General features: G+C 71.0%; 16 protein-coding genes. 7 read left to right on the forward strand and 9 right to left on the reverse strand.

Annotation, left to right across the window (positions count from 1 at the left end; translation table 11 throughout):
* Positions 1–43: 43 nt before the first annotated feature.
* Positions 44–625 (reverse strand): anthranilate synthase component II, encoded by a 582-nt coding sequence (locus AB0L06_RS25660; protein ID WP_500233635.1) that lies wholly within the window; start codon positions 623–625, stop codon positions 44–46.
* A 104-nt stretch (positions 626–729) separates the two neighbouring features.
* On the opposite strand from AB0L06_RS25660, the gene AB0L06_RS25665 reads away from it, so the two are divergent.
* Positions 730–1,119 carry a hypothetical protein gene (locus tag AB0L06_RS25665; protein WP_500233636.1) on the forward strand — a complete coding sequence of 130 codons (390 nt, stop codon included), beginning with the start codon at positions 730–732 and terminating at the stop codon, positions 1,117–1,119.
* An 18-nt stretch (positions 1,120–1,137) separates the two neighbouring features.
* Here the strand turns inward: AB0L06_RS25665 and AB0L06_RS25670 are convergent, their stop codons facing one another.
* From AB0L06_RS25670 to AB0L06_RS25680, 3 genes are all read right to left on the reverse strand, one after another.
* A complete protein-coding gene (locus AB0L06_RS25670) occupies positions 1,138–1,338 on the reverse strand; it encodes a hypothetical protein (RefSeq protein WP_500233637.1) in 201 nt (66 codons plus the stop codon).
* A 10-nt stretch (positions 1,339–1,348) separates the two neighbouring features.
* Positions 1,349–1,993: a class E sortase gene (locus tag AB0L06_RS25675; RefSeq protein ID WP_500233638.1), complete on the reverse strand. Its 645-nt coding sequence runs from the start codon at positions 1,991–1,993 to the stop codon at positions 1,349–1,351.
* Between the two features lie 76 nt (positions 1,994–2,069).
* Positions 2,070–2,846, reverse strand: a complete 777-nt coding sequence (locus tag AB0L06_RS25680) for a DUF881 domain-containing protein (RefSeq protein ID WP_500233639.1) — start codon at positions 2,844–2,846, stop codon at positions 2,070–2,072.
* A gap of 79 nt (positions 2,847–2,925) precedes the next feature.
* Here AB0L06_RS25680 and AB0L06_RS25685 point away from each other — a divergent pair, with 79 nt between their 5' ends.
* The gene (locus tag AB0L06_RS25685; protein ID WP_500233640.1) at positions 2,926–3,183 is read left to right on the forward strand and encodes a cell division protein CrgA; all 258 of its coding nucleotides are present in this window, start codon (positions 2,926–2,928) and stop codon (positions 3,181–3,183) included.
* Positions 3,184–3,916: 733 nt separating this feature from the next.
* Here the strand turns inward: AB0L06_RS25685 and AB0L06_RS25690 are convergent.
* Together AB0L06_RS25690 and AB0L06_RS25695 are read right to left on the reverse strand one after the other, a co-directional pair.
* A complete protein-coding gene (locus AB0L06_RS25690) occupies positions 3,917–4,825 on the reverse strand; it encodes a rhomboid family intramembrane serine protease (protein ID WP_500233641.1) in 909 nt (302 codons plus the stop codon).
* Between the two features lie 138 nt (positions 4,826–4,963).
* Positions 4,964–5,497 (reverse strand): peptidylprolyl isomerase, encoded by a 534-nt coding sequence (locus AB0L06_RS25695; RefSeq protein ID WP_500233642.1) that lies wholly within the window; start codon positions 5,495–5,497, stop codon positions 4,964–4,966.
* Positions 5,498–5,674: 177 nt separating this feature from the next.
* Here AB0L06_RS25695 and AB0L06_RS25700 point away from each other — a divergent pair, with 177 nt between their 5' ends.
* The 3 genes from AB0L06_RS25700 (at position 5,675) to erm (ending at position 9,143) form a co-directional block, all read left to right on the forward strand.
* Entirely contained in the window at positions 5,675–6,139 is a 465-nt protein-coding gene (locus AB0L06_RS25700) for a hypothetical protein (protein ID WP_500233643.1), read from the forward strand.
* A gap of 151 nt (positions 6,140–6,290) precedes the next feature.
* Positions 6,291–7,100 carry an acyltransferase gene (locus AB0L06_RS25705; RefSeq protein ID WP_500233644.1) on the forward strand — a complete coding sequence of 270 codons (810 nt, stop codon included), beginning with the start codon at positions 6,291–6,293 and terminating at the stop codon, positions 7,098–7,100.
* A gap of 1,236 nt (positions 7,101–8,336) precedes the next feature.
* Positions 8,337–9,143, forward strand: a complete 807-nt coding sequence (erm, locus tag AB0L06_RS25710) for a 23S ribosomal RNA methyltransferase Erm (protein WP_500233645.1) — start codon at positions 8,337–8,339, stop codon at positions 9,141–9,143.
* A 149-nt stretch (positions 9,144–9,292) separates the two neighbouring features.
* Here the strand turns inward: erm and AB0L06_RS25715 are convergent, their stop codons facing one another.
* Positions 9,293–11,170, reverse strand: coding sequence for a DEAD/DEAH box helicase (locus tag AB0L06_RS25715; protein ID WP_500233646.1), 1,878 nt, complete (start codon positions 11,168–11,170; stop codon positions 9,293–9,295).
* Positions 11,171–11,823: 653 nt separating this feature from the next.
* Positions 11,824–12,273, reverse strand: coding sequence for a rhodanese-like domain-containing protein (locus tag AB0L06_RS25720; protein WP_500233647.1), 450 nt, complete (start codon positions 12,271–12,273; stop codon positions 11,824–11,826).
* 598 nt (positions 12,274–12,871) lie between these two features.
* Here AB0L06_RS25720 and AB0L06_RS25725 point away from each other — a divergent pair.
* Positions 12,872–13,858, forward strand: a complete 987-nt coding sequence (locus tag AB0L06_RS25725; protein WP_500233648.1) for a helix-turn-helix domain-containing protein — start codon at positions 12,872–12,874, stop codon at positions 13,856–13,858.
* A gap of 827 nt (positions 13,859–14,685) precedes the next feature.
* On the opposite strand, the gene AB0L06_RS25730 is transcribed toward AB0L06_RS25725, so the two are convergent.
* Positions 14,686–15,828 carry a DUF7927 domain-containing protein gene (locus tag AB0L06_RS25730; protein WP_500233649.1) on the reverse strand — a complete coding sequence of 381 codons (1,143 nt, stop codon included), beginning with the start codon at positions 15,826–15,828 and terminating at the stop codon, positions 14,686–14,688.
* A gap of 185 nt (positions 15,829–16,013) precedes the next feature.
* Between AB0L06_RS25730 and AB0L06_RS25735 the strand changes: the two genes are divergently transcribed.
* Entirely contained in the window at positions 16,014–17,162 is a 1,149-nt protein-coding gene (locus AB0L06_RS25735) for an NAD(P)/FAD-dependent oxidoreductase (RefSeq protein WP_500233650.1), read from the forward strand.
* Positions 17,163–17,169 lie beyond the last annotated feature (7 nt).

Consider the following 17,169-nt stretch of genomic DNA (forward strand, 5'->3'; position numbering starts at 1 on the left):
ATGAGCCACTCAGAATTATCGCCGCAAACCCCGCGGGGCCTGATCAAGCAGATTCTCCGCAGGTGAGGAGCCAGTTCCGGAAGAGCCGGTGGCCACATGCGGACAGCACGGACTCGGGGTGGAACTGGACGCCCTCGACGGGCGCGGACCGGTGCCGCAGGCCCATCACGACGCCGTCGGGAGTGCGCGCGGTCACGTCCAGCACGCCTTCCGGGACGGTCTCGGGGCGGACGGCCAGCGAGTGGTAGCGCGTGGCCGCGAACGGGTTCGGCAGGCCCGCGAACACCCCGGTCCCGTCGTGCTCGATCGGGCTCGTCTCCCCGTGGACGATCTGTGGCGCGTGGTCGACGGTCGCGCCGAAGACGTGCCCGATCGCCTGGTGGCCGAGGCAGACGCCGAGCAGCGGGACGTCGCGCTCCACGGCGTCCCAGACCAGGTCGAGGGCGACGCCGGCGTCCGCGGGATGGCCGGGGCCGGGGCTGATGAGGACGCCGTCCACGTCCCGGGCGTCGGCCACGGAGACGTCGTCGCGATCGGCGACCCGGCAGTCCGCGCCCAGCTCCCTCAGGTACTGGACGATCGTGAAGACGAAGCTGTCGTGGTTGTCCACGACGAGAACACGCACCCCACCATTCTCCCCGGATTCCCCACAACACGCCGAACGGCGGTGAGAGCGTGTGCGCGGAGCGTAATCTCTCGGAACCCCTCCGAGATCAGAAAGGCTCCCCCATGCTCTTTCGCACCCTGATTTCCGGCGTTCCGCTCGTGTTCCCCGCCCCGGCGACGCCCTTGTACGGAGCGTTCGACTACGACGATGTGCGGGGGCTTTCGGGCTACGGCCACTGGGGCCCGCCACGCGGAACGGGCCACGAGTACCTCAAGGTGAAGGTCTGCGCGCGGGACGTCCGGCCGGACGGGCGCGCCGTCCGGATGACCGTCGCCCTGAAGGAGCCCGGAACGCCGACGACGGTGTACGTGGACGCCGTGAACCACCAGGGGGTGGGGTCGGTCTCATGCTCGTCCCTGGTCAGCCTGGGCGCCGAGTGGATGTACGCGCGCGGCGGCACGATCGACCGGCGCGGGACCTACCACCCCGGTCCCTGGCATCGCCTCCGCTGAGCGCACGAAGCTCGTCTTCTAGGGGGCGGGCTTGCCGGACGTGGGCGGGGTGGTGGCGGGGGTCCCGTTCATGACGCCGTGGTCGAACTGGATCTGGGGCTCGACCCACGGGAACACGGCGTACCAGAGGATCGCGGCCGCCACGAGCACCAGCCCGGCCGCGACCGCCGTCTTCATCGGCCATCCGCCGGGGAGCAGCCGCCAGATCAGCGCGTACATGACCGTCCTCCTACTTTCCGGTGACCCGCGGGTACTCGGCGGACAGCTGGCCGAACACGATCAGGCGCTCGGCCGCCGAGTACATCGGGTGGCAGGTGGTGAGGGTGATCATCCGCTTGCTGGGCCGCGCCCCGGGGTGGAACGGCACGGGCGCGGTGACCTGGACGTCCGTCGGGTCCACCACCTGCTTCTCGGTGACCTTGTAGACGTACTTGCCGTCCCGGGTGTCGATGTCGATCTCGTCCCCCGGCTTCAGCTCGCCGACCCGGTTGAACGGCGCGGAGTAGGTCGTCCGGTGGCCGGAGACCACGAAGTTGCCGACCTCGCCGGGCAGCTGCGTGCCGGGGTAGTGGCCGGGGCCCTTGCGCAGGTCGGCCAGCGACACGCCCTCGATCACCACGTAGTGGTAGGACGACCCGAACCGCGGGATCCTGATCATCGCCAGGCCCTTGCCGAGGCTGACCCGCTCAGTGGTGATCTTCCCGGCCCCCGCGGGCCGCCCGGACGCCCAGGAGCGCATCATCTCCTTGGAGAGCCTGTCCTGCTGCTCGTGCGTGTAGCGGCCCGTCCCCCACAGCTCGTAGGTCACGAACAGCAGCAGGACCAGGCCCGCGGTGATGCACAGCTCGCCCAGTCCGCGGATCAGCACCCGCACCGGCCCGTCCCCTTCCCACTCCGCGGGCGCCGCCGGACGTCCGGGCGGACAGCGCGGCCGGGACGTCCCCTCCGGATCACTCCGGCGGACGGCCTCCGGCCGCGTCGTCGCCCGCGTCCGGCGGCACCGTGGCGTGCTTCATCGTCACGTTCCCGGTGTAGGCGGGCAGCGTGACCCGCCGGAGCGTCCGCACCGACCAGCCGAGCCCGTAGGCGCGCACGTACCGCTGGTACACCGAGATCGCGGGGGAGGCGTCCAGCGCGGCGCGGAGCCGGTCCGGGTCGCCGACGGCGGTGATCCGGAACGGCGGCGAGTACACCACCCCCTGCAGGATCAGCGTATTGCCCACACACCGGACGGCGCTGGTGCCGATAACCCGTTGGTCCATAATTTGCATGCCATGGGCGCCGCCCGCCCACAGCGCGTTCACGACGGCCTGCACGTCCGCCTGATGGACGACGAGGTCGTCGGGGTTGGATCCGGTGGGCGGCGCGTCCTGGGTGCCGCGCGGCGCGTCGTCCAGGGCGACCCGCACGCCGTCCCCGCCGACCGGGGTCATTCCGGCGCGCCCGGCGAGGCGATCGGCTTCGCCCTGGGCCTGGTTCACGCGGGCGTCGGCGCTTCCGGCGGCCCGGGACAGGCCGTCCACGTCCTTGCGCAGGCGGTCGTAGTGGGCGCGTTCGCCCAGCGTGCGGCGCTGTTCGGAGGTGATCAGCTCGGTGATCCGGGTCCGCCCGGTGTCGCGCAGGTCGGTACCGCGGGCCGTGCTCGCGCTCGCCGCGAACAAGGCTCCCGCCAGGACCGTGAGAGCTGGGATGATGCTTCCCCACGCTCGACGCCGTACGCTGCTCACCAGCGACTACGCTAACCGACAAACCACCCATGCGCGGACCGGTGCCGCCGGCCGACCGCCCGAGGAGACAGAACCCACCGTGGCCAAGTCCAAAGTGCGCAAGAAGGCCGTCTACACGCCGCCGCAGAAGTCCAAGGCGCCCGAGGTCAGCCCCCGTTGGCTCGCGCCGACGATGGTCGTTCTCTGGCTGGTCGGCCTGGCCTGGATCGCCGTCTACTACGTCAGCGCCGCCACCGGCGTCGACATCCCGCTGATGACCGGCCTGAAGAGCTGGAACCTGCTGATCGGCTTCGTGGCGATCATCCTGGGTGTCGGTCTGTCCACCAAGTGGCGCTGACCGGTACCCACTTCTTCACGGCCTGAATCCACGAAAGTTATCCACAGGCTGGGGATAGTCCCTCTCCGGCGCCCCGTCCAGCCGCGTCTCCCCTGAGGAGCCGCGGCCTGTAGTGCTGCCCGCGCCCGCCGTCCGGGGCGCGGGCAGCGTCGCATCCACCCCTTCACTCCCTGCCGCCACGCCCCCTCCGATGACCGATGCCGTAGAAGCCGTCCGGCTGGAACGGTCTCCGTCATCCACAGGCTGGGGACTCCGGAGGGTGAGCGCCCCCTGCCCCGGTAGCCATGAGGCCGTCACCACCTCCGCCGGGGGACAGCTGTCCAGACGAAGGGCGTCGCCAGCGCGGCAAGCCCAGGCAGCGCGGGGCCGAGCCGGACCAAGCCAGGCCAGGTCCGGTTGAGCCGGGCCAGGCGGTCGAAGCGAGGCGCTGGCGGCAACTGCCAGGGGCACTGGCTGCAGGGGCGGCCCTGGGGCAGTGGAAGCGGCTGAGCAGAGGCGCTGAGGGCGGCCGGCCGGGGCACCGACGATGGCTCGCCGACGACTGGCTCAGGAGCCTTGGGATCGCCCGAATCGGTGCGGGCGGCAGTTGGACGGGGCATCCGTCCGGCCGCCGAGATGAGCTCGGCCGTGTCGTCGTCCCGACCGGCGTCGGGGCGTCCGCTCAGGTCATGGCTGTCGGCGGCCGGGCAGCGGTGGATGAGGGCATGGCGGGGCCGTCGGCGGGCCCAGGGGCTCAGGTGAGGCCGGTTCCTGCGGCCGCTGTGAAGGTGGCGGCCTTGACGACGATGAGGATGACGAACAGGGCCAGGACGGCGAGGGGGGCGGCGATGTGCAGCCAGCGCTGCCGGACGGCCGGGGCGTAGGCGTAGACGAACGCGACGGCGAGGCCGGTCACGAGGCCGCCGACGTGGCCCTCCCAGGAGATCCCGCTCACCGAGAAGGTGAAGATCAGGTTGATCGCGAGCAGGAACAGGATCGGCCCGGTGGGCGCTCCGCTCCGCCGCGCGACCACGAAGAACGCGCCGAACAGTCCGAAGATCGCGCCGGACGCGCCGACCGCGCCGGTGTAGGGCGCGACGAGCAGCAGCAGGACGTTCCCGCCCAGCCCGGCCAGCAGGTACAGGGACAGGTACCGCGCCCGGCCGAGCGCCATCTCCAGCGGCGGGCCCAGAACGTACAGCGCCCACATGTTCAGCAGGATGTGCGCGAACCCGAAGCTCGTGCCGGTGGGCTGCTGGTGCAGGAACATCGAGGTGATCAGCCGGTACCACTCGCCGTCCAGGACGCCGGCGGCGAGCTTGCCGTCCGGGCGCGTCCAGGCGCCGAGCATCATGTAGTCCGGGACGACCCGCTTCGAGGCGATCTCGCCCATGTAGGCCAGCACGCACACCGCGATCAGCGCGTACGTCACCACGGGCTGGTCCGACGGGCGCCTGCCCGGCGCGGCCGCGCGCGGCCGGCGCACTCCCCGGTTGCCCTCGGCGACGCATTCCGGGCACTGGTGACCGACCGCCGCGTCGCGCATGCAGTCCGGGCAGATGTACCGGTCGCAGCGGTTGCAGCGGAGGTGTGCCTCCCGGCCCGGGTGCCGGTAACAGGTCGGGACCGGCGTCTCGGGTGCGGGCTGTTGGTCGGTGCTCATCGTGGCGGCTCCGTGGGGCCTGGGGTGGTGCGGCGGCGGGGCCGGTCCGCGTGCCGGCGAACCGGAGCGCGGACCGGGTGAGGTCCGGGGGGCGGGCTCCGGTCCGGATGGACCGGAGCCGTCTCCCCCTACCTAGTCTTACGACTGGCGCCGCTCGATCGTCACCGACTCGATGACGACGTCGTTGACGGGACGGTCGCCGCGGCCGGTCGGGACCTTGACGATCGCGTCCACCACGCCGGTGCCCTCGATCACCTTGCCGAAGATCGTGTGGCGGTTGGTCAGGTGGCGGGTGTGCTCCACGTTGGTGGTGATGAAGAACTGCGAGCCGTTGGTGCCGGGTCCGGCGTTCGCCATGGCCAGCAGGTACGGCTTGTCGAACTTCAGGCTGGGGTGGAACTCGTCCTTGAACTCATAACCGGGGCCGCCGATGCCCTTGCCGAGCGGGTCACCGCCCTGGATCATGAAGCCGTCGATCACCCGGTGGAAGATCGTCCCGGCGTAGAGAGAGGTGCCGGTCTTGTCCTCACCCGTCTCGGGGTGCCGCCAGGACTTGGTCCCCTCCGCCAGGCCGACGAAGTTCGCCACCGTCTCCGGAGCCTGCTCCGGGTACAGCTGAACCACGATCTTGCCCTGGTTGGTGTTCAGCGTCGCAAAGATTTCCTCAGCCACTCGGGCCCCCTCTTCATCGAGATGCTTGCGTCTGAGCCGGTCACGGCGCATGTCACCGGCGGCGTTCCTGTCCACCCTGAGTAACGCGTTGATCACTCTTTCAGGGTTTACCTCCCGCTGCATGGGAAGGCTGCCTGACAGGACCTCGCAAACAGGGAGGTTAGCGTGTCCCTAAAGATGAGTATCCGTCGACGCCGACAGGCCGACTCTCGGCTCGGCCGCGCGCAGGTGTCGTTCCGCCAGGGCATGTCGGCCTGCCGCGACGGCGCCTCCACGGCGCGGGAGCGGATGGGCCCGGCGGCACAGCAAGGCCGGGAGGCCGCCGCCGAGCGCATGCTGGCCTTCCGGGCCTGGAGCGCCCCGAGGCTGCGTGATGCCGCCAAGTACGTCGAATCGGACCTGAGCCCGAAGGTGAGCTCCGCGCTCTCCGAGACGGCCCACCGCATCGAACCGCGCCGTCCGGCCCGCCGGGCCCGCGCGGTCATGGTGGCCCTGCTCGCCGGAACGGCGGCGGCCTGTGTCGCCGGTGTCGTCCTCACCCGCCGCAACGCCGCCCAGACGGCCGAAATGATGACCGACGAGTCCGCCGCCGACCCGGCCGACTCCCAACACATCGACCGAGTCTCGTCCCACACCAAATAGCCCGGCGAACCCGCCACTCCGGAAGAAGGACCCGCCAAGCCGGGTCCTTCTCCATGCCCACCCGTGGGGAAATTCCCCAGACGGATGCGTTCGTCCACCTATGCAGGGCTAGCCGGGCCTTGCGGTTACTACCAACCGGTACGGTGGCGCCATGTCGCCGACATCGCGTCCGCTGGGGCAGCAGCTCACCGGGCTCCTCAAGCGCAGAGCCCGGCAGGGCCTGCACCTGGCCGTGCATCGGGGCTGGGAGTGGATCCAGCGCCACGGCGAGATCACCCCCGAGACCCCGGGCCGCCGCCGCTTCGCCCACCTGGGCGAGGGCGTGTGCATCGGCTTCCCGTCCGGCGCGATCTACGGCGAACCGTGGATCTCCATCGGCGCCCACACCCTCGTCGGCACCCACGTGACGATCTCCGCCGGCTTCGTCCCCGGCCTGGACCTCGGTCCGGACGTCATCGTGAAGATCGGCAGGGGCTGCTCGCTGGGCCGCGGCACCCACATCGTCGGCCACCAGTCGATCGAGATCGGCGACGACGTCTTCACCGGCCCGAACGTCTACATCACCGACCAGAACCACACCTACGCGGACCTCGACATGCCCGTGGGCCGCCAGTGGCCGGAGAACAACCCGGTCGTCATCGGTTCCGGCTGCTGGATCGGCACCGGCGCGATCATCCTCCCCGGCACCAGGCTCGGCCGGAACGTCGCCGTCGCGGGCGGCGCGGTGGTCCGCGGCGAGTTCCCCGACCACTCCGTCATCGGCGGCATCCCCGCCAAGGTCCTCCGCAGCCACACCCCCGAAGAAGGCTGGCGCCCCCCGCTCCGCAACCAGCCCCTCATCTCCCTGGACGAACTGACCGCCCTCTCCCTGGACGGCATGGAAGGCCTCCAAATCCTCCAGGACAAGCTCCGCGAAGCCGCCGCCCCGCCCCCCACCGAACTCCAAGAAGAAGCAGGCTGACCCCTCTACCCCCTCACCCACGCCTCCCCAGCCACCACACCGGCCTGGCGCCCCTCCCACACACGCCCGACCGCCCACCCACTGACCACCATCACCACCGCCCAACCCAGCAAGCACACCCTGCCCCGGCACAGCCCAGCCCAGCGCGGCCCAGCCCAGCACGGCCCAACGCAGCACGGCCCAACGCAGCACGGCCCGGTGCGGCGCGGCCCGGTGCGGCCCGGCCCGGTGCGGCCCGGCCCGGTGCGGCCCGGCCCGGTGCGGCCCAGCACGCCCGGCACGACACACCCCAACCCGGCACACCCCAGTACGGCCCGGACCGACGCGACCAGCACAGCACGCTCGGCATGCCCCATCTCGATGTGGAACACCACGTCATGGGGCGATGCGCTACAAGCCAGGGGCACAGCGCAGCACAGACAAACAGCGCAGCGCAGCACGGGCGCGGGCGCGGGCGCGGCACGGACACGGCACGGACCATGCGGACACGGGCGCAGTGCAAAGACGGGTCGGATTGCGGAGACAGGTCGGATTGCGGTGTTGTCGACGGCGGGCTGCGCGCGCAGGTGGTTGATCGTCCGGGAACCAGTGATCGCGCTGGCCACACCGGGGCACGGTGACGAACCCGCGCGCAAACTGGATCAGCGCCAGAACCATCCCGTCAGCGACCATCGCCAAACGCTCAACAACGTCCATCTGGGCCCGGTTGGACGGCAGCGAACACGGCGCGGCCTGGCGCCGCGGGGCAAGCCACCGCGAGCTGTGAGCCTAGGTGGTCGAACGTCCAGGGACCAGTGATCGCGCTGGCCACGCCGGGGCGCGGTGACGAACCCGCGCGAACCGGATCAGCGCCAGAACCATCCCGTCAGCGACCTTCGCCAAACGCTCAACAGCGTCCGTCAGGGCCCGGTTGGACGGCGGCGAACGCGGCGTGGTGTGGCGCTGCGGGGCCGGCCACGGCGAGCTGCCCTGCCTGGCAACGACGGCTTGTGGGGCGCCCGGGCCTGGTAGGCGTGGCTCGGGTTGGGGGTGGGTTATTGCTTTGCGGTTTTGGAAGGAGGATGAATAGCCTTGGGTTCATGTGTTGCGCAGGCGCAGCGTTTGCTGCGTTCATCAGGATCCGCCGCCCGTAGCGGCGGTTGACCTGTTTTCGGGTTCCGCCGCTTCAGCACCGACTGGACATGCTGGGCGGCGTTCAGCGCTGCCCGGGTCGCCTGCGAAGCCCGGAGTCTCCCCTTGCGCACTCATGGTGCCGGCCGTCACGAGTACGGCCAGAACTTTCTCGTTGATCGTCGTGTCATCGCCTCCTTCGTTGATCTCGTGTCCCGGACGGACGGGCCGGTGCTCGAGTTCGGAGCGGGTGATGGGGCGCTCACCCTTCCGCTCGAGCGGCTCGGGCGTCCGCTGACCGCCGTCGAGATCGACCGGCGGCACGCGGCCACGCTCAGACGGCTCGTCTCGCCCGCCACGACGGTCGTCCGTGGTGACTTCCTGCGTCACGGGCTGCCGAACGGGCCATGCGTGCTGGTCGGCAACCTTCCGTTCCACCTGACGACCTCGGTGCTCCGCCGCGTCCTGCATGCGGACGGGTGGACGAACGCCGTTCTCCTGGTGCAGTGGGAGGTCGCGCGGCGGCGGGCGGCCGTGGGGGGAGCGACGCTGATGACGGCCCAATGGTGGCCGTGGTACGAGTTCTCACTCGTCCAGCGCGTCCCGGCCGCCGCGTTCAGGCCGCGGCCCGACGTGGACGGCGGGCTGATGACGATCGACCGGCGTGCGCGGCCGCTCGTCCGGACGGAACAGCGCGCGTCCTACCAGTCCTTCGTGCATCGGATCTTCACGGGGAAGGGCCGTGGCCTCCGGCAGATCCTCACCCGTGCCGCTCCCGCCGCGGAGTCAGAGATCATCCAGTGGCTGGACGACCAGCCGCTCCGGGCGGCGGCGCTGCCCCGCGATCTCACCGCACCCCAGTGGGCCGATCTCCATGCCTTGATCACCTCCCGTCGGGTTCGGGGTCGGCGGGTGCCGGCCCTCGACGACTGACGGGTTCCATCCTCGGTGGTAGTGGACGGTGAGGGCCAACTGGGCGCCGAACTGTGGACAACTCCGTCCGAGGTGATGTTTTCCCAGTACAAATAGCGGACGGGCCGCCGACACCGAAGTGTCGACGGCCCGTCTAGGCCTTCTGGCGCTTAGTTGAAGCGCGCGCGGCTGCGGTCGGAGCCCTCACGGCGGGGGCCACCGTAGGAGCCGCTGCGACGGCCGGCACCGGAGCCGGCGCCGGCTCCGGCGCCAGCGCCACGGCGGTCGCCCGAGAAGCCGTGCTCGCCACGGGAACCCCGGCCGCCATCACGGCGCTCACCGGAGTACTCGCGGCGCTCGCCGGAGAAGTTGTTCCCCCTGCGGTCGCCCTCGAAGTTGCGGTCGCCGCGGTAGCCACCCTCACGACGGTCGTTCCCGAAGGAACGGTCGCCGCGGTAGCCGCCCTCACGACGGTCGTTACGGAAACCGTTGTCGCGGCGGTCGTCCCCGTTGGGGCGCTCGCTCCGGTCATCGTTGCGGCGGAATCCTTCTCCGCGGGCGTCGTTGCCACCGCGGTTGCCGTCGAAGCCACGGTCGCGACCGCGGTAGCCCCCCTGGCCACCGCCACGCCGCTCGCCGTCGGAGTCACGGTCCCGGCGGAAGCCGTCGGAGCGTCCCTCGCGGTCGAACTCGCGACGACCGCCGCCACGGGGGCCGTCGTAACGACGCTGACCGTTGAAACGGCCGCCACGGCGGCCCCGGCCCGGCTCACGACGCGGGCGCTCGGGGATGACCGGACCCACGATCGGCACACCGGACGGCTCCCGTGCGCCGGTGAGACGGGTCAGCTCCTCGTCACCGGAGGCGACGCGGTGCTTGGGGGCCTCGATGCCCGCGCGGCGGGTCATCGCAGAGGTCGAACGCACCTGGTGGGGCAGGACGAGCGTGACGACGGTGCCCTTCTCACCCGCGCGCGCGGTGCGTCCGGCACGGTGCATGTAGTCCTTGTGGTCGGCCGGCGGATCCACGTGCATGACGAGGCTGATGCCATCGACGTGGATGCCGCGCGCGGCGACGTCCGTGGCCACGAGGACGTCGAACGTGCCCTCGTGGAACTCGGCGATCGTGCGCGTGCGGAGACCCTGGGACTTGCCGCCGTGCAGGCCGGCCGCGCGCACGCCCGCGTCGGTGAGCTGCTTGGCGAGCCGGTCCACGCCGTGCTTCGTGCGCGCGAACAGGATGGTCCGGCCCTCGCGGTTGGCGATCTCGGCCGTGATGGCCGCCTTCTCCTTGGGCGCGACCAGGAGGAGGTGGTGGTCCATCGTGTCGACGGGCTCGTCCACCGGGCCGATCGCGTGGGTGACCGGGTCGTTCAGGTAGCGCCGGACGAGGACGTCCACGTCCTTGTCCAGGGTGGCGGAGAACAGCATGCGCTGACCGCCCAGGCGGGCCTCGTCGAGGATGTCGGTGACGTCCGGCAGGAAGCCCATGTCGGCCATGTGGTCCGCCTCGTCCAGCACGACCATCTCGAGGTCGGACAGGTCGGCGGCGCCCTGGCGCATGAGGTCCTTGAGGCGGCCCGGGGTGGCGACGACGATCTCGACGCCGCGGCGCAGCGCGTCGATCTGCTTGAACATCGACGTCTGGCCGATGACGGTCTTGAAGTGCAGGCCCAGGGACCGGCCCAGGGGCTCCAGGTTGGTCACGACCTGCTGGGCGAGCTCGCGCGTGGGCACGAGGATGAGGCCCAGCGGACGCCGCGGCTCAGCGCGGCGGCCCTCCAGGCGTGCGAGCAGCGGCAGGCCGAAGGCCAGGGTCTTGCCCGAGCCGGTCTTGCCGCGGCCGAGGACGTCCCGTCCGGCCATGACGTCCGGGATCGCGGCGGACTGGATGGGGAACGGGGACTCGATGCCCTGGCGGGCGAGCGCCGCGACGAGCGGCTCCGGCAGGCCGAGTTCGGCGAAGCCGGGTTGTGCCTCGGCCCTCGCGGTGTCCGCGACGTCCTCCACAGGGGTGGACGGGGCATGGGCAGCAGAAACGTCGGTCACGCAATACCTTCCGAGAGGGGGCGCGTCTCGGGAGGCACCACAGGGGCCGGGAGGCGGCCGTGATTCGTGCGCTGCAAGGACGAGCCAGTCGTGACGCCGCCGCAGTTCGGGCGAGCGTCATAAGAGCGATTTGTTCATCCTAACGTCGGGAGGCCCCCTGCTTATGCCCATCTCGAACGGACGCTCACGTCACACGCACCATTTCGGCGGTGTCTGCCCACGTGCGCGCAGGTGATCCCCATCTCCTCGGCCACTGTGGGCGGGTCTGGGGCCTGGCGCCCCGCGAGCCCGCGGGGAGAGGGGCCTCTACTGGACGGCCGGACCGCCTGTCCACGAGGAAAAGCCTCCCTGTGGACAGGTTATCCACAGTTTGGGCGCTGGCTGGAAGCGCGCCGGACCGGCCGCGACGATGGTCACGTGGACCTGCCCCGAGCCCGCCGCGGAGGGTGCGGAGGCGGCGTCCATGTCCACCGCCGCGCCTGTGCCCGGTTCCCGCTCCGGGGGGAGGCGGACCCGGGCGCAGGTCGCGGCCGGTGGAGCTCCCGGCCCCTTCGGTTCCTGGAGGGGCCGGGAGCTCCTGGGCGACAGGTAAATCATTTCCGGGTGAAGGGCTGTCCTCTTCGTCCGGCCCATGGGAGGAGGTGATGCCAGGGTCAGCAGGCGCAGGTGATGCCGGCCACCGGAGCGGTCAAGGGGTCAGGAGAACGACGGCTGACACCGGCGGCGGTCTCGACCGGGTACCCCTCGCGGGCCCAGTACTCGAACCCGCCGATCATCTCCTTGACCCGGTAGCCGAGCCGAGCCAGTTCCAGGGCGGCCTTCACCCCGCCGTTGCAGCCCGGTCCCCAGCAGTAGACGACCACGAGCGCGTCCCGATCGAGAACCTGGCCATGCCGAGCGGCGATCTCCGGCCGGGGCAGGTGCACGGCCCCCGCGACGTGCCCCATGTCCCACGCCTCCTGAGCCCGCGAGTCCACCACGATGACCTTGTCCGTCCCGTCCTCCATCTGGGCGAACAGGTCCGACGGGTCGGTCTCGTGGGCCAGCCGTGAGGTGAAGTACCGCACAGCGGCGCTCTCGGTCTGGATCTCGTCAACGGTCACGATCGACTCCTAACTGATTTGTGCAAGATCGGAGCCCCGAAGCTCCTTGTACGCCCAGGGGGAGTTTTCGGGGCGGCCACCACAACGGCGATGCGCCCGGCTGCCACGTGGCACAGCGACCACACATGGCGGTCACGCGTTGCAGCAGCCGCACATGGTGGACATGTGTTGCACGGCGCCACGCGGGCGGTCACGCGTTGCAGCGGCGCCGCGTGGGCGGTCACGCGTTGCAGCCGCGGCGCGTGGGCGGTCACGCGTTGCAGCCGCGGCACGTGGGCGGTCACGCGTTGCAGCCGCGGCACGTGGGCGGTCACGCGTTGCAGCCGCGGCCTTCTGGGCAGTCGGCAGCCGCGGAGGCGGCGCGCAGGTGTTGGGATGGGCCGGTTGGGATGGGGGTGCTTCTGGGGGTTGCCGGGAAGGGGTCGCATTAACCGACGGGCTGTTGGGGACGGGCCGCATTGACTGGGGTTGTTCCGAGGGTTGTTGGGGGCCGCATTGGCAGGGAGGTCTATTCGGGACGGGCTGTCCTGATCGATGGTGGCCGCTTTGGCTGGAGCGGGACAGTGGCGTGAATGCCGTTGATCGTTAAGATCTGGCCATGATCGGAGTTGGGCGAGGGCACGAGGTGGCGGTGCTGGCCTTTGACGGGATGGCGCCGTTCGAGCTGAGCGCGGTCGTCGAGGTGTTCGGACTTTCGCGGCCTGAGCTGGGTGTGCCCTGGTACGACCTGCGGGTTTGCGGGCTTACGCCGGGGCCGCTGCGGATGATCGGCGGGTTCTCCATGACGCCTGATCAGGGGCTGGAGACGTTCGCCACTGCGGACACCTTGATCGTGGTGGCTGTGCCCGACGTCCGGGGTGAGGTGCCGGGGGCGCTCGTGGACGCCTTGCGGACGGCGCATGGGCGAGGTGCTCGCGTGGTGTCGAACTGCTCCGGGGCGTTCGCGCTGGCCGCCGCCGGGTTGCTCGACGGGCGGGCCGCCACGACTCACTGGCGGTACGCCGACCTGCTGCGACGGCGTCATCCGAAGATCGACGTCACGCCGGACGTGCTGTACGTGGACGGCGATGACGTGATCACCGGCGCGGGGAGTGCGGCCGTCCTTGATCTGTGCCTGCACCTGGTCCGCAAGGACCACGGCGCGCGGGTCGCCAACGCGGTCGCGCGGCGGCTGGTCGTTCCGCCGCACAGGGATGGGGGGCAGGCGCAGTTCGTCGAGGCCGCCGTTCCGGAGCCCGCGGCGGACGACGCTGTCGCGCGTGCCATGGATCACGCCCTGGCCAACCTGACGAGCCCGCTGACGATCGCCGAACTCGCGCGGGTCGCTTGCCTCGCGCCCCGCACCTTCATCCGGCACTTCGGCCGGCAGACCGGCACCAGTCCGCTGCGCTGGGTCCTTCACCAACGGATCATGGCCAGCCTGCCTCTGCTGGAGGAGGGCTCGACCCCGGTGGAGAAGATCGCGGCCGTGGTCGGGTTCGACAGCCCGGCCACCTTCCGCCATCACTTCACCCGGATCATGTGCACCTCCCCCTCCGCCTACAGAAGCACCTTCCGGACGGAAGCGCGCGAGGGACAAACCTGATGGCTCGCGCATTCCAGGGCTACTCGGCCTCGCGACGCCCCAGTCGCCGATCGGGGTCGCCGTCCGATCGAGCGCGCGCGCAGGACAAGCCTGACGGCCCGCGCGTTCCCGGGCCTGAACGGCCTCGCGACCACCCAATTGCCGACCGAGGCCGCCTTCCGGACGGGAGCGCGCGAAGGACAAACCTGACGGCCCCGCGTTCCTGAAGCTGCTCAGCCCCGCCACCACCCAATTGCCGACCGAGGTCGCCTTCCGATCGAGCGCGCGCGCAGGACAAGCCTGACGGCCCGCGCGCTCCTGGGACTGCTCGGCGTCGCGACCACCCAATTGCCGATCGGGGGCGCTTTCCGATCGAGAGCGCGCGAAGGACGAGCCTGACGGCCCGCGCGTTGCTGAAGCTGCTCGGCGTCGCGACTACCCGGTCGCCGTCGGATCGGGAGCGTGCTCTGGGCAACCCCCGGGGACCGGAGCGCTCTAAAGGAGGCTCGGCCTCGCGGTCGCCCAGTCGTCGAACGTGGTCGCCGCACCAACTCCGAGGACGGGCGCGCTCTGAAGGGGGGCCTGGGACTGTCCGGCTGCCGGTCGCTGTGGGTGCTTGTGAGCGGTTTGGGCTGGGGTGGGTCAGTGGGTGGGCCGGCCCTGGTCAGGCCGTCCGAGGCGTCGGCGCAGCTGGGCGGGGACGGGCAGGGGTCCGGCGACGGCGCTCGGCGAGACCGTTGGGTTCATCCGTGACCTCATGGGGTGGAGGCAGGCGGGCGGGATCGCGGCCTCGCCAGCGTCCCCCGCCTCGCCCGGGTCGGGTCGGGCATCGGAGCGGGTGGGGTTGGTTACTTGGCGTGTTTGGGGAGCACCTGGGTGATCGCTCGGTTCGAGGGGGTGTCCCAGACGACGACGTTGCGCATCTTGCCGACGCGGCGGGCGGTGATGGTGAAGGTGATCTTCGCCTCCTGGCCTGGGGACAGGTGGCCCGTCCAGGTCAGGCGTGGTCTTTGGTAGGTGAGCCGGCCCTTGCTGGCGGTCGCGTCGGCGTTGTAGACGCCGTGGCGGAGGAGTCTGGTCATGTCGTCCTCGAAGCGGGCGTCCATGGAGGTTCCGCCGTCGTTCTGGGCGGTCAGGGTGTAGCGGACAGGGCCGCCGACGTGCACGCGGGCCTTGTCCACGGTCTTGCGGACGATCAGGTCCGCCGGTTCGGGGGAGGAGGCCGTTCCGGGGCACTGCGCCTGGACGTCGCCCAGGACCAGGCGCGCGATCCGGCCCGAGTAGATCCGGGTGCTCTCGCCGAACAGCGTTCCGTCGATGGTGATCTCGGCGCGGGCCTCGGCGGTGTTCGAGGTCGTCCGCTGGACGCGGGTCATCCGCACGATGAGGAGGCCGGTCGAGACGCGGCCGTAGCCGAGCTGCGCGCCGGTGACCGGGACTTGGGTCTCGCCGGCGGTGATCGGAACGCCGGCGACGGTCGGCTTGGTGAGGGTGGTCCGCACCTGCGGGGGACGGCATCGGGCGTCGGTGTGGAGGGTGGCGATCCGGAGCAGTTCGGGGCCGCGCGGCGAGAGGGCCATGCCGAACGCGTTGGGAGCGCTCGTGGCGGCCCATGCGCCGCCGGACGTGCGACCCGACGGTTTCGCGACCGTGACCAGGGATTTCACGTGGTCGGGGTCGTGGGAGTAGTCGGCGCGGTCGCTCGCGTCCTGGGTGCCCGCGGTGCCCAGGCGTCCGGAGAAGGCGGGTTGGCCGATCGCCGGGATGCCGCGGATGGCCAGGTTCACGCCGACGCTGGACGCGTGGGGGCCGGACCCGAGGGCGGCCGGCGTCGCGGTCGACGGCGGGGGGACGGCCACGGGCGCGGGGGCGCGTCCGGTTCCGGCGGCGCCCAGGCTGATCGCGGCGGCGCCCATCGCGAAGGTGGCGCCGAGGAGGGCGAGCGGCGGGGCCAGACGGCGGTGCCTCCGCCATCGTCGCGATCGGATCATGCTGGTATCCAGCCATACCGGGGCCCATTTTGACCTGGGACGACGCCGTCGGGGGACGGATATGTCCGGGGGCGTGACCGACGATCTACCCGCGTGACGCAGGTCACCTGTGAACCTGTCACGAACGGCGTGATCCGTTTGTCCCATGGGCGTCCAACGGGAACGTCCTCAGGGAGATGAGGAAGATGCGCAAGAACATCGTCGTCGTGGGCGCGGGGTACACGGGCATGATGTGCGCCGTCCGGACCGCCCACCGCACCCGCCGCGACCAGGACGTCACGGTCACCTTGGTCAACCCGTCCGACCGGTTCGTGGAGCGGCTGCGCACCCACCAGACCGCCGCCGGGCAGGACCTCCCCGTCCACCGGATCCCGGACATCCTGGACGGCTCGGGAGTCGTGTTCCGGCAGGGCCGCGTCACCGCCGTCGATACCGAGGAACACCGCGTCACCCTTGATGACCAGGGTGTTCTCGAGTACGACAAGCTCGTGTTCGCGCTCGGCAGCCGCACCGACACGTCCCTTGTCCCGGGCGCGGACGACCACGCGTTCACCCTGGACGAGCCGGAGCGGCTGGCCGCGCGCCTGACCGAGTCCGGCGTCGCGACCGTCACGGTCTGCGGGGGCGGGCTGACCGGTGTCGAGGCCGCCGCCGAGATCGCCGAGAGCCGTCCGGAACTGAAGGTCACACTGGTCAGCCGGGGTGAGCCCGCCGCGATGACGGGTGACCGGGCGCGCGCCTACCTGGGGAAGGTGTTCGAGCGGCTCGGGGTCTCCGTCCGGAGCGGTGAGGCCGTCGGCAAGGTCCTGCCGGACGGCGTCGAGCTCGCCGACGGCACGGTCGTCCAGTCCGACGTGACCCTGTGGACGACCGGCGTGCGCGTGCCCGCCATAGCCGCCGCCGCGGGAATCACCACTGACAAGAGCGGACGCGTCGTCGTGGACGCGGAACTGCGCTCGGTGTCGCATCCGGACGTGTTCGCCATTGGCGACGCCGCCGCCATCAAGCAGAAGTGGGGCGACATTCACGGGACGTGCCAGAGCGGGATCCCGACCGGTACGCATGCCGCGGACAACATCTTCCGGGTGCTGCGCGGTCGCGACCCGAAGCCGTTCCGGTTCGGGTACTTCCACCAGCCGCTCAGCCTCGGACGCCGCGACGCGCTCATCCAGTTCGTTCGCGCGGACGACACGCCCCGCCGGTTCATCCTCACCGGGCGCGCGGCCGCCCGCTACAAGGAGACCGTCAGCAGCAGCCCCATCCCGACCTTCCGCATGAGCAGGCGCTTCAATGTCTACCCCTACCTCTCCAAGGGTGGCCGGACCACCCGCTGACGGAAGG

Source organism: Spirillospora sp. NPDC052269 (genome assembly GCF_040679435.1).
In the GTDB taxonomy this organism is placed as follows: domain Bacteria; phylum Actinomycetota; class Actinomycetes; order Streptosporangiales; family Streptosporangiaceae; genus Spirillospora.

Coding starts and splice junctions, on each gene's coding strand:
- AB0L06_RS25670 (WP_500233637.1), bottom strand. CDS start 1,338: ATGTACGCGCTGATCTGGCGGCTGCTCCCCGGCGGATGGCCGATGAAG.
- AB0L06_RS25735 (WP_500233650.1), top strand. CDS start 16,014: ATGCGCAAGAACATCGTCGTCGTGGGCGCGGGGTACACGGGCATGATG.
- AB0L06_RS25730 (WP_500233649.1), bottom strand. CDS start 15,828: ATGATCCGATCGCGACGATGGCGGAGGCACCGCCGTCTGGCCCCGCCG.
- AB0L06_RS25690 (WP_500233641.1), bottom strand. CDS start 4,825: ATGAGCACCGACCAACAGCCCGCACCCGAGACGCCGGTCCCGACCTGT.
- AB0L06_RS25705 (WP_500233644.1), top strand. CDS start 6,291: ATGTCGCCGACATCGCGTCCGCTGGGGCAGCAGCTCACCGGGCTCCTC.
- AB0L06_RS25700 (WP_500233643.1), top strand. CDS start 5,675: ATGAGTATCCGTCGACGCCGACAGGCCGACTCTCGGCTCGGCCGCGCG.
- AB0L06_RS25665 (WP_500233636.1), top strand. CDS start 730: ATGCTCTTTCGCACCCTGATTTCCGGCGTTCCGCTCGTGTTCCCCGCC.
- AB0L06_RS25725 (WP_500233648.1), top strand. CDS start 12,872: ATGATCGGAGTTGGGCGAGGGCACGAGGTGGCGGTGCTGGCCTTTGAC.